The organism is Okeania sp. SIO2B9 (genome assembly GCF_010672505.1).
In the GTDB taxonomy this organism is placed as follows: domain Bacteria; phylum Cyanobacteriota; class Cyanobacteriia; order Cyanobacteriales; family Microcoleaceae; genus Okeania; species Okeania hirsuta.
The window spans coordinates 1-11,799 of the sequence record NZ_JAAHGK010000062.1 but is presented as its reverse complement, the minus strand read 5'-3'; the positions used below and the strand labels follow the sequence as shown (position 1 = coordinate 11,799).

The window sequence follows — 11,799 nt, the reverse complement described above, 5'->3', positions numbered from 1 at the left end:
ACTTTATTGCTTGTTTGTAATTTTCAATTGCTTCTCGATAATGTCCTAAACTACTCCAAGTATTTCCAACATTGTACCAAGCTTGATATAGATCTGGTTTGATTTTTATTGCTCTCTCAAAAGAAGTTATCGCTTCTCGATATTGTTCTAAATTATTGAGTAAATTACCTCGATTATACCAAACTAAATGAGAATTTGGTTGAATCTCTATTGCACGATTAAAGTTATTTAAAGCTGACTGGAATCTACCTATTAATTTCAAGGAATTACCTCGATTATTCCAGGCTTCATAGTAATCTGGTTTAATTTTTATTGCCTGATCGAAAGCAGTAATAGCCTGTTTATGCTTCCCCAATTTACTAAAATTTACTCCCATATTGTACCAGCTCTGATAATCATCTGGGGAAATTTTTATTCGTCCATCCATTTCATTTTTCAAGGAAGAAGAAATAAATAGTTTTAATCATTATGGTCTTGAAATTAAAGATTTTTACTTATGAAGCAATATAGATTTTTCGTAAGCATTTAGCATTTCCTGCTGAATGCTTACTTTGCAGCAAATATTTATCCCAATAGTATCAATTATTTCAAATCTAATAAACCGCTGGTTTTTAGCTTGGGATTAAAGCGAATATTTTCTTCTAAACCTCTAGTTTTTAATATTTCTAAAATATTAGCTTCAACTCGCCTAGATATATTTTTTAAGAGTTTTTCTTTAGCAACTTCATCAGTTAATGGGTCGTGATATTGTGTTGCTTCTGCTTCTGTCATTTCTTGTTTAGCATCTATTGGCTGATTCCACTTTGCTTCTGCGCCATCATTACCTATAGGTAAAGACCCATTTTCATTAATCCAAGCAGTTTTTATACCTTCTAATATAGTACGATTCGGACGTTCAATAGTTTGTACTTTTAGCCAATAGCAACTATGAGGTTGACGGACTAAGTGTTGTTTAATACTCTGATATATATCACGAGAATAACCTACAAATAGTAATTTTTTATCCCGATCAAAAATTCCATAAACACCAATTTTTCCTTGTAAAGAAATTGGTAATTTTCCTTGAGAATCAATATAAGGTAAATATTCTAATTCTGACAGTTCTGGTATTTGAATTTCGGTATTAGTCATTATTTGAGATTTTCCTGTTCAAGGGTAATGTTAATTAATTCGGAATTGATAAAAGTTGATTAATCTCTGGTGATTTTATAGATGGCGCAGAGATGGCTTGGTTGAAATATTTTAGCTTTAAACATGAAGTTGGGCGGAACGTTAATGATAATATAGTCACTGGATTCGTGATACTGCTCAAATTCTTTTGCCATTCCTTTAGGTGTTTCTTTACTATAGGGAATTGGTTGAAATATTAATTCAGTAAATTCTAATTTTTCATATGGTAATTGTGAAGTAATTTGTTGAATAAAATTTTCACTTGTTAATAATTTGAATAACATTTGTTGAGCATTTTGTTCTAACGTGAAACTACTTTCAAAGCTTTCAATAATTTTTATACCCACTTTTTTTTCCTTTTCCATCTTCATCAAATTGGGCTATGGCTGTTGAGATAGTATTGCTTCTTCCTATCAAACAGAAAATAGCCTTTACTTATATTACTATTTGTTTGATTCAACTCAACTACCTTAAAATAAATATAAAGATTTGTTAAAATAAAATTTTATCTGATAATTTATGATAAAATTTTTACCTAAATATTGTATTGTCTACTATTAGACTATAAAACCTAACATATTCAATGGGGATCTTGATTTATGGAAGACACAGAAACATCATCTTTTGAAACTTTCTTGAAATTTCTATTAATAAGTTTAGCAACTATTTACACTGGTGCTTTTATGTTGCTAAGATTGCTGCAAAACCGATTGATATTTGAACCGGCACCATCGGTATTAGCAACTCCTGCTACTGTTAATCTTCCATATCAAGAAGTTTGGTTGTCAATTCCAAATTCTCACAAACAGACAGAAAAAATATCTGGTTGGTGGATTCCTCAAACTAATAGCAATTCTAGAGTTATTCTCTTTCTACATGGTGCTAAAGGTAACATGGCAGCTCGGAAAAATAGTTACAATCTCGAGCGGGTTGCTAAACTATATCAGTTGGGATTTTCGGTATTTATGATTGACTATCGGGGGTACGGTAACAGTAAAGGACGGTTTCCCACAGAAGCTACTGTTTATGAAGATGCATTGGTAGCTTGGAATTATTTAACTCAAGAAAAAAATTTTTCACCAGAAGAAATTTTTATTTATGGATATTCTCTTGGAGGAGCGGTCGCTGCTAATCTTTGCCTTCAACAACCACAAGCAGCAGGATTAATTGCTGAAGGTTGTTTTACTTCCATTAAAGACATGGCTAAATACAGACGTCGAATCCAAATATTTCCCCTCAACTTACTGGTCACCCAAAAATTTGACTTCATTGACAAAGTAAAATTATTGGAAATGCCCGTTTTATTTATTCATGGAACAAAAGATGAAATCGTACCTGTAGATATGAGTCAAAGATTATTTGCAGCAGCAGCAGAACCGAAAAAATTACTCTTAATACCAAATGCGGCACATGACAATCTTGCTCAAGTAGATAGCGATAGCTACATAGCAACTCTACATGAATTCTTTGAGCGGGCAATAAATCAGTATTCTAGTATTAGCCAAGAATTTATTCATTAGACATCTCTAGTAATAAAAAACAAAATCAATTATCGTACAGAAATTATCAATTATTTCTCCCTACTCCCTACTCCATCTTTTCTGGAGATGTCTATTAGTTATTTATAGCAGAAGGAAGAAGCAAGAAGGAGAGAAGGAAAAATCTTACTTTTTGGCGATCGCAGATTAAACCATAAAATATTCAACAAAAGGTAAAGACAAATGCTATTAATTGACCCGCCTTATTTTTCTGGTTTTGAAGCTATACCATTAGAATATAAAAACAAATTATGGTCAGACGGTTGACCTTGGCATTATAAAAATGAACAAAATAAAGCAAATGCAGTAGTAATTTGTTTACATGGTTTTACTGCGACTCCTTATGAAGTTCGTCCTATAGGAAGAGCGTGTTTAAAACTTGGAATTGATGTCGTAGCACCTCTTTTTCCCGGTCATGGTTACTCTCTTTTTATAGAACAAAGAAGAGAGTTTTCTAAGATTACTAAAGACATAATGTTTGAGGCAGTACGTCAAGAAATTATTCAAGCTAGAAAACACTATGATTTTGTCGGAATTTTCGGACATTCTATGGGTGGAGCGATCGCTTTGACAATGGCAAGCGAAGGTTTAGTGGATGCTTGCACTGTGACAGCACCAGCAATTCAATTACCACTTAGAGCTGAAATTTTAATGGGTTTACTCAGTTGGGTAAATATCTCAATACCTAAAAATACTGACAACTTTTATAATCCTAATTATTTGTTTGAAAACTCTAAAGCAGCTCTGGTACTTCAGAGAATAGCTTTACATTCTCGCCAATATCTTGCTAAGATTACTTGCCCTACTTTAGTAGTTCATTCCCATAACGATCCTTTAGTTAATTCTATAGTCGTAAAATTGATTGAAGAACAAGTTAAGGGGAGTTTTGAAGCCATTTGGTTTGATGAATCTGGCCACGTTATGACACTTGATGTTAAAAGTAAAGAAGTTTCAGAAGCGATCGCTCAATTCTTAGATAATAGGTGTTAACTAGCTATCAGCTATCAGCATTTTCCGTGCCGGAATGCTCTGCAAACAGCGCTTCAGCTTTTTTAACTTGGGTTAACCCCGGCAACTATAGCGTCTCCTAGTTTAGCTATCCGTTATAAGTAACTCCTGAAAACCTTGTGGATAGGGTGGGAAGTGTGCGGAGTGTGCGGAGTGTGGGGAGTGTGGGGAGTGTGGGGGGCAAAAATCTTGTCTACAGTTCTCAAAAACAATGTATTTTTCAATATATTTTTCTCCTAAAAAAGATGCTCCAAGACCTACACATAACTTGTCTATAATGTCTACGTTTTATGTTAAGAAAGATGTTTATAAAGCATAGCTAGTTTAGGAGGGGTTGCTTACCTCCTGCTAAACGTAAAAAAAGTCCTAATGCTGAGTGCTGAGTGCTATTTAAATAAACTTTTCTTATATACAACCTACAACCTTCAGAACCTATGAATCAACAAAGTTTCACTCCAAATATTCCCCCCTATACCTGGAATCGTCCCATTGGTCTTGATTGGAACAACCCTTACACAGTGCGCTATAGCAGTAACCTCGATGACGGTCCTTGGCACGGAATGCCTCTCGGTGGTTTCGGTGCAGGTGCAATTGGTCGCTCTCCACGAGGGGATTTTAATCTCTGGCATCTCGACGGCGGCGAACACATTTATCAAAATTTACCTGCCTGTCAATTTAGCATATTTGAAGAAACAAAAGGCCACAAACAAGCTTATGCTCTATGTACCGAACCACCATCTGATGGCAGTCTCTCAACTTGGCAGTGGTATCCGAAACAAAAAGCAGGATTACATACTGGTACTTATCATGCTCTTTATCCCCGCAGTTGGTTTGTCTATGAAAATGTATTTACCGCACAATTAAGCTGCGAACAATTTTCCCCAATTTGGGCAGGTAATTATCAAGAAACCACTTACCCTGTTGCCATCTTTGAATGGGTCGCTCACAACCCCACCGATGAACCCATCACTCTGAGTATTATGTTCACTTGGCAAAATACCATTGGTTGGTTTACCAATTCTGTGAAAATACCACAAGTGCAAGTTAGAGATGATGGTAGTCCAGTTTATGAATACAAACCACGGTGGGGAGAAAGTACGGACAACTTTAATCTATTAGTGGAAGACTTCCATCGTATCGGTTGCATAATGACTAAGTTGAGCATTGCTGATGACCCCGCAGAAGGGGAAGGTCAAATGGCGATCGGAACTTTTACTAATGCTGCTGTGGAAGTTAACTATCATACACGCTGGAATCCTGCGAGCAATGGGGAAGAAGTCTGGCGCTACTTTGCCATGGATGGCACACTCATAGATGAGTACAATGAACTACCCGCAACAGAGGAAGAACAAATTGGGGTAGCTATGTCTGTTCGTTTTACTCTCAGACCGGGGAAAACTCGGAAAATTCCTTTTTTCTTAGCTTGGGATTTGCCCTTGACTGAATTTAGCGCTGGAGTTTCATATTATCGCCGTTATACAGATTTTTATGGTCGCAATGGGAAAAACGCCTGGTCAATAATTCGCACTGCGATGAAACACTATCAGATTTGGCGCGAGAATATTGAGACTTGGCAAAACCCGATTTTGCAACGGGAAGATTTGCCTGGTTGGTTTAAGATGGCTTTGTTTAACGAACTTTACGACCTCACCAGTGGGGGGACTCTCTGGAGTGCTGCGGATGATCGCGATCCTAAAGGTCAGTTTGCTGTCCTGGAATGTTTGGATTATCGTTGGTATGAGAGTTTGGATGTGAGATTATATGGTTCTTTTGCTCTGTTGATGTTGTGGCCGGATTTGGAAAAGTCGGTGTTGCTCGCTTTTGCACGGGCGATTTCAACTGCGGATGATACACCGAGAATTATTGGTTACAATCAAGCATCGGCAGTTAGAAAAAAGGCTGGAGCAACTCCCCACGATTTGGGTGCACCCAATGAGCATCCTTGGGAAAAGACTAATTATACCAGTTATCAGGACTGCAATCAATGGAAGGATTTGTCTAGTGATTTTGTGTTGCAGGTTTATCGGGATTTTCTGTTGACTGGTGCAGATGATTACGAGTTTCTCTGGGAATGTTGGTCTGCTGTGGTGGAGACACTAGCATATCTTAAGGCTTTTGACAAGGATGGTGATGGTATTCCTGAAAATGAGGGAGCGCCAGACCAAACCTTTGATGATTGGCAGTTGCGGGGGGTGAGTGCTTATTGTGGTGGGTTATGGTTAGCTGCATTGGAGGCAGCGATCGCTATTGGGAAAGTTTTAATTGAGCATCCGAGGGAAATTCCTTATTATCCACCTCAAGGTTTTCAGTCTGAGGTCGATAAAAATTCTGTGGATGCTATTAATAATCAAATTTCTGTTTATCAAAGTTGGTTAGAAAAAGGATTAGTTGTTTATCAAGAAAAGTTATGGAATGGGGAATTTTATCGTTTGGATAGTGATAGTAATTCGGAAGTGGTAATGGCAGACCAATTATGCGGTCAATTTTATGCTAGATTACTAAAATTGCCGGATATTGTACCTAATGAATGTGCTTTATCTGCCTTGAATACTGTCTATAATTCTTGTTTTAAAAAGTTTCATAATGGCAAATTTGGAGCAGTGAATGGAGTATTACCTGATGGTTCTCCAGAAAATCCTGATGCTACCCATCCATTAGAAGTTTGGACTGGAATTAATTTTGGTTTAGCTGCTTTTATGGTGCAAATGGGAATGAAGGATAAAGCTTTGGAAATAACTGAAGCGGTGGTGCGGCAAATTTATGAAAATGGTTTACAATTTCGTACCCCAGAAGCTATTACTGCTGATGGAACTTTTCGAGCTAGTCATTATCTCAGAGCAATGGCAATTTGGGCGATTTATTTAGAAATCAGGAGTCAGGAGTCAGGAGTCAGGAGTCAGGAGGGAAGAAAGAAGAAGAAAGAATAAAGAGGAGGAAAAGGAGAAAGTTTTTTTTATAACTAATTATCCAGACATGATATGACCTGATTGCTATATAATAATTATGAAAAAGAATGGCATCCCTTAATGTTTCTAATACCAATTACCAAAAGTAATGCTATACTTAAGCAGCACTTCAATTGTTAAATAATTAAGACAGACAGAATCACCTTTTTGATAATTATTAGCTAGTTATAATTAATTATTATTATGTTTACTTCTCCCTGTAGGGACGTTGCATGCAACGTCCCTACTTCCCCTCCTGGGAGGGGTTAGGGGTTGGTCTCCTACTTAATAAAACGTAGAAAAATTTTTGAGAAATGGTATAACTTCCTTCTTCCCTATTCCCTATTCCCTATTCCCTATTCCCTATTCCCTATTCCCTTCTTATGAAAATAGTTACTTGGAACGTCAATTCAATTCGTACTCGTCAACAACAAGTTATAGAATGGTTACAAACAAATCCTGTGGATGTTCTCTGCTTACAAGAAACCAAAGTTATTGACCAAGATTTTCCGCGATCGCCCTTTGAAGAATTAGGCTATCATACTTATATTTCTGGTCAAAAATCTTATAATGGTGTCGCAATTTTTAGTCTTTCCCCAATGCAAGATGTTAGTAGTGGGTTTGCACCTATTTTAGGTGAGGATAAAGTGGGAGATTTTGACATACAAAAACGGTTAATTACTGGGGTAGTAAATGATGTTTGTATTCTGAATCTTTATGTTCCTAATGGTGCTAGTGTTGGCAGTGAAAAATATGATTATAAACTTCATTGGTTGAAACTTTTGCAAGAATATATCAAAATTGTTATTGACAAATCACCCAACTTGTGTATTTGTGGAGATTTTAATATTGTCCCAGAAGACCGAGATATTCACGATCCAGAAGGTTGTAAAAATTCTGTGGGATTATCCGATGCGGAACGCCAAGCTTTACAGGAAATTCTCAAATTAGGATTAGTAGATGCTTTTCGCCAGTTTACCAGGGAAGGAGGTCACTACAGTTGGTGGGACTATAGAGCAGCAGGTTTTCGCCGTAACCGTGGTTGGCGTATTGACCATCATTATCTGAGTTTGCCCCTTTCTCAAAAAGCCACAAGTTGTATAATTGACAAGTCTCCAAGACAATTACCAAAACCTAGCGACCATACACCAGTTATTGTGGAATTTTGAAAGAAGAAAAGTCAAAAGTCAAAAGTCAAAATAAAGTCAAAAGTCAAAAGTCAAAAGTCAAAAGTAAGAATTTAAAAAAAGTCAAAAGTTAAAAGTTAAAAGTAAGAATTTAAAAAAGTCAAAAGTCAAAAGTTCAGGACTTACGCAAATTGACTTTTAAACCACCATTTGTAGGGGCGAATGGCATTGACTAACGTCAAGCTCCGCTAACGCCCTCACTCGATTTAGTGTCCGCGCTGATAACTGAAATGACAGTTTTTATTTGGTAAATTTTTCAATTGAACTATTAATAACTAACAAAAAATAATTATGTTTTTAGTAACAGGAGCAACCGGAGACTTAGGGCGGAGAATTATCAGAATCTTGAGAGAAAGAGAAATATTAGTCCGTGCTTTTGCTAGACTAAATTATTCTTATTCTGAATTAGAAAATCGTGGAGCTGAAATATTCATAGGCGACTTAAAAATAGACAAGGATATTGAAAAAGCTTGTCAAGGAATTGAATATATTATTAGTGCCCATGGTGGGGCGAATGATGTTCAAGCAATTGACTACCGAGCTAATATTGAACTAATAGATTCTGCGGTGAAAGTTGGTGTTAAACATTTTGTATTTATCTCCGTCTTAGGAGCAGAAAGAGGATATGAAGATTCACCTACTTTTAAAGCAAAAAGAGAGGTAGAAAAATATCTCAAAGCGAGTGGTTTGAATTATACCATTTTGCAACCTTCTGGTTTTGCTTCTAATTTATTACCACTGGCAGAAAGATTTAAAGATACAGGAATTTATCTACTTATTGGAGATGACAAAAATCGCACTTCAATAGTTAGTACAGATGATTTGGCAAAAATTGCTGTGGATTCTGTTTTTGTCGAAGCTGCTTGTAATCAAATTTTGCCTGTGGGCGGACCAGAAATTATTTCTAGAGGAGAAATTTCTCAAATATTTAGTAGAATTTTTAACCGGGAACCGATAGTTATTAATCCGCCTTTATTTGTATTTGATGGATTACGAAATACTGTGGGATTGTTTAATTCTGAGTTACAAAAAAGTCTAGGTACTTTAAGAGTATTATTGGCAAATGAATTTTTCTGCACTCCAGAAGAAATTGAGAATTTAGAGAGAATATTTGAGATGAAAATGGAATCTGTAGAGAGTTTTATTCGCCGAAAAATGGGAGTGTGAATAAAGTAGGGACGTTACGAAGTATGTGCAAGCAAACGGCCGTTCGCCCTAGATATATTGGTTTTGCCTAAGTTCTGAAAATCTTAAACAATAAAAAATAGGAATAGTGCTGCATTGTAATTATTTTTGTTAGGAAGCACGACAGTGGGAGCATCTTGCTCCCGTACTCGTGGACAGGATGTCCGTACTTTACAGCACTTTTCAGATTGATGACCTCACATCACTACCAAAATCTTGTAAGGGCGTTAGGGGCAGCTTTGCGCTAGCAAATGGCCATTCGCCCCTACTGTGGTCTACCGAAATGAAAACCGCTGTAAGCATTGGTTGTTCCTATCTAACATTACTATGCAGAACTATCAATAAAATGATTCAAGCGATCGCTAAAAACTGAAAACTATGCAAATTCAACAACAAAAAAACTATACCCCCACAGAATATTTAAACTTTGAAATTAACTCACAACAACGACACGAATATATCAATGCTGAAATTATTCCCATAACTGACGGTACTCCAAATCATCACCAGATATCTCTCAACTTCAGCACAGCTTTAAACTTTTCTCTCAAAAGTCAACCATATCGAGTTTTTGTCGCAAACCAAAGAAAATAACCAGGAATTGAAATTTTTAAACTTATTTCTAGCTCTCCAAGTAAAATCATTAATCCTAAAGGAAGAACAGACAAAAGTTCTTTGACTCGCAAAACTGCCAAATCAAAACCCTGAGTATCTCCTATTGCCACAACTTCTGCGGAAATATTATTTACCAATACATTTTCCTCACCACCCACATCCTCAACAACATGAGCGCAAGTCAGCAAATAAGTGTAATTTTCTTCTTGATAAAAAGCAAATCTAGTACCAATAATATCTGCTTTGAGAGATTTATCACTAGCACTGTTAATTAAAACAATATATTTTTCTAACTGTCCGTTCATTCTTTTATTCTTTAGTAATATAAAGATTAGCTTTTCCCTGAAAATTAAAACCAAATTTTACCTCATTCTACTAGCTCGCCTAGCTTGAAAATGTGGTTAAATTTTAGAAAATATAGACCTCTCCCCCCTTGGAAAGGGGGGTTGGGGGGGATTTTAGCGTTGGGTTTTACTCACAATTTTAGTTTAGACGAGCTACTACCTTTAAATCTTACTACTAGACCGAAACAGTTAATTTGCTCAGTTATTATTGGTGCGGGGGCGAGTTTATCTCATCATTTGTCACCCCATTAATTTAACGCGGAACCAGACCCTAATACTAGACCGAAACAGTTAATTTGCTCAGTTATTATTGGTACGGGGGCAAGTTTATCTCATCATTTGTCACCCCATTAATTTAACGCGGAACCAGACCCTAATACTAGACCGAAACAGTTAATTTGCTCAGTTATTATTGGTGCGGGGGCTGGTTTATCTAAATCATTTGTCACCCCCATTAATTTAACGTGGAACCCGACCCTAATACTAGACCGAAACAGTTAATTTGCTCAGTTATTATTGGTGCGGGGGCTGGTTTATCTAATCATTTGTCACCCCCATTAATTTAACCTGGAACCCGCCCCTACTTTTGTAACATTTTAGGTGGTCATGCCACTACTTTACTTCTGCTCTCTTCCTTCCTCCCTCTAAAATGTAATATTCAACTAAAGATGATATAAGCAGCAACAAATTTTGATATTATTGAGATACCTCAAGTAGTTATTAAAAATTCAAAAAATGGAAAAACCTGCAAAAAATCAATATCCAATTAATGAGTTATTAAAACAACGTTGGAGTTCTTTAGCTTTTGCTGACAAAATGGTTTCCTCAGAAGTATTACTTTCACTTCTAGAAGCAGCAAGATGGTCTCCTTCTTGTTTCAATGAACAACCTTGGAGTTTCATAATTGCTACTAAAGAAAACCCCACTGAATACGACCGTCTTTTTAGTTGTATTGTAGAAGGAAATCAACCTTGGGCAGGTCTTGCTCCTGTATTAATGTTATCCGTTGCGAAACTTTCTTTTGACAGAAATAATCAACCAAATAGACACGCTTTTCACGATGTAGGTTTAGCAGTTGCCAGCTTAACTTTTCAAGCAACAGAAATGGGTTTGAGAGTTCATCAAATGGGAGGTTTTGATGTTGATAAAGCACGGGAATTATATAAAATTTCAGCAGAATATGAACCAGTAGCAGCTATAGCTATTGGTTATCCAGGAGAACCCGATATTTTGCCTGAGTCTTTACGAGAGAGGGAACTTTCTCCCCGCAGTCGTAAACCGATAAATTCTTTTGTATTTACTGGAGAGTGGGGTCAAACTGCTTCATTTATCTAATTTTTAAAGAAGCGAATTGAATATTTGTCATTCCTGTAGGTTGGGTTGACGTAGGAAACCCAATAATAATAACGCCCGTGTTGGTTTTCTTTCCTCAACCCAACCTACTAGCTAATAACTGACTATAGGGTAGGGCGATCACCCTACCCAAAATTATATTTGAGTCGGGTACAATTTTCATAGCTCCCCTGTAATTATCCTCTAAAAAAATCAAGCAACGCCTGAGTTACTTCATCTGGCACTTCCTCCAGCATAAAATGACCGCACTTCAAACCTTGACCTTGCAACAAACCTTCTATCACTATTTCTCGCCAGGTTTCCAAAACATCATAAAGTTTTCCCATGATATCAAATCCGTTTAATTCGGTATAAAAAAATGTTTCATCTTCAACCATTACCAAATATTTCTCGATCTCCCCATCTCCCCACATTCCCCTCCTGGGAGGGGGAGGGGCGAGGGGTGGGTCCCATC

The 11,799-nt window shown here is 36.7% G+C and carries 11 protein-coding genes and 1 pseudogene; 7 read left to right on the top strand and 5 right to left on the bottom strand.

Going from position 1 to position 11,799, the window contains the following annotated elements:
- The 3 genes from F6K13_RS04235 to F6K13_RS04225 form a co-directional block, all read right to left on the bottom strand.
- The coding region (locus tag F6K13_RS04235) for a tetratricopeptide repeat protein (protein ID WP_287286890.1) at positions 1-427 on the bottom strand (427 nt) is incomplete at its 3' end.
- A gap of 155 nt (positions 428-582) precedes the next feature.
- A complete protein-coding gene (locus tag F6K13_RS04230) occupies positions 583-1,131 on the bottom strand; it encodes a GIY-YIG nuclease family protein (protein WP_124146817.1) in 549 nt (182 codons plus the stop codon).
- Positions 1,132-1,190: 59 nt separating this feature from the next.
- Entirely contained in the window at positions 1,191-1,535 is a 345-nt protein-coding gene (locus tag F6K13_RS04225) for a hypothetical protein (RefSeq protein WP_375339411.1), read from the bottom strand.
- Positions 1,536-1,769: 234 nt separating this feature from the next.
- Here F6K13_RS04225 and F6K13_RS04220 point away from each other — a divergent pair, with 234 nt between their 5' ends.
- From F6K13_RS04220 to F6K13_RS04195, 6 genes and pseudogenes are all read left to right on the top strand, one after another.
- Positions 1,770-2,690: an alpha/beta hydrolase gene (locus F6K13_RS04220; RefSeq protein WP_124146818.1), complete on the top strand. Its 921-nt coding sequence runs from the start codon at positions 1,770-1,772 to the stop codon at positions 2,688-2,690.
- Between the two features lie 324 nt (positions 2,691-3,014).
- A pseudogene (locus F6K13_RS04215) lies at positions 3,015-3,698 on the top strand (alpha/beta hydrolase); the annotation flags it as partial.
- A 452-nt stretch (positions 3,699-4,150) separates the two neighbouring features.
- Positions 4,151-6,643, top strand: coding sequence for a GH116 family glycosyl hydrolase (locus F6K13_RS04210; protein ID WP_124155448.1), 2,493 nt, complete (start codon positions 4,151-4,153; stop codon positions 6,641-6,643).
- Positions 6,644-7,044: 401 nt separating this feature from the next.
- The gene (gene xth / locus F6K13_RS04205; protein ID WP_124146820.1) at positions 7,045-7,830 is read left to right on the top strand and encodes an exodeoxyribonuclease III; all 786 of its coding nucleotides are present in this window, start codon (positions 7,045-7,047) and stop codon (positions 7,828-7,830) included.
- Between the two features lie 309 nt (positions 7,831-8,139).
- Positions 8,140-9,015, top strand: a complete 876-nt coding sequence (locus F6K13_RS04200) for an SDR family oxidoreductase (protein ID WP_124146821.1) — start codon at positions 8,140-8,142, stop codon at positions 9,013-9,015.
- Positions 9,016-9,411: 396 nt separating this feature from the next.
- Entirely contained in the window at positions 9,412-9,627 is a 216-nt protein-coding gene (locus F6K13_RS04195; protein ID WP_124146822.1) for a Uma2 family endonuclease, read from the top strand.
- On the opposite strand, the gene F6K13_RS04190 is transcribed toward F6K13_RS04195, so the two are convergent.
- The gene (locus F6K13_RS04190) at positions 9,588-9,953 is read right to left on the bottom strand and encodes a trypsin-like peptidase domain-containing protein (RefSeq protein ID WP_124146823.1); all 366 of its coding nucleotides are present in this window, start codon (positions 9,951-9,953) and stop codon (positions 9,588-9,590) included. The two genes, F6K13_RS04195 and F6K13_RS04190, sit on opposite strands and share 40 nt — an antisense overlap.
- 774 nt (positions 9,954-10,727) lie before the next feature.
- On the opposite strand from F6K13_RS04190, the gene F6K13_RS04185 reads away from it, so the two are divergent.
- Entirely contained in the window at positions 10,728-11,327 is a 600-nt protein-coding gene (locus tag F6K13_RS04185) for a nitroreductase family protein (protein WP_124146824.1), read from the top strand.
- 194 nt (positions 11,328-11,521) lie between these two features.
- Here F6K13_RS04185 and F6K13_RS04180 read toward each other — a convergent pair.
- Positions 11,522-11,799 (bottom strand): hypothetical protein (locus F6K13_RS04180; RefSeq protein WP_353735634.1); only part of this gene is annotated, 278 nt, incomplete at its 5' end.

What these genes read in the sequence shown, in the direction of transcription:
- F6K13_RS04230 (WP_124146817.1), bottom strand. Translation starts at nt 1,131, where the DNA reads ATGACTAATACCGAAATTCAAATACCAGAACTGTCAGAATTAGAATAT.
- xth (WP_124146820.1), top strand. Translation starts at nt 7,045, where the DNA reads ATGAAAATAGTTACTTGGAACGTCAATTCAATTCGTACTCGTCAACAA.
- F6K13_RS04190 (WP_124146823.1), bottom strand. Translation starts at nt 9,953, where the DNA reads ATGAACGGACAGTTAGAAAAATATATTGTTTTAATTAACAGTGCTAGT.
- F6K13_RS04195 (WP_124146822.1), top strand. Translation starts at nt 9,412, where the DNA reads ATGCAAATTCAACAACAAAAAAACTATACCCCCACAGAATATTTAAAC.
- F6K13_RS04200 (WP_124146821.1), top strand. Translation starts at nt 8,140, where the DNA reads ATGTTTTTAGTAACAGGAGCAACCGGAGACTTAGGGCGGAGAATTATC.
- F6K13_RS04210 (WP_124155448.1), top strand. Translation starts at nt 4,151, where the DNA reads ATGAATCAACAAAGTTTCACTCCAAATATTCCCCCCTATACCTGGAAT.
- F6K13_RS04185 (WP_124146824.1), top strand. Translation starts at nt 10,728, where the DNA reads ATGGAAAAACCTGCAAAAAATCAATATCCAATTAATGAGTTATTAAAA.
- F6K13_RS04220 (WP_124146818.1), top strand. Translation starts at nt 1,770, where the DNA reads ATGGAAGACACAGAAACATCATCTTTTGAAACTTTCTTGAAATTTCTA.
- F6K13_RS04225 (WP_375339411.1), bottom strand. Translation starts at nt 1,535, where the DNA reads ATGGAAAAGGAAAAAAAAGTGGGTATAAAAATTATTGAAAGCTTTGAA.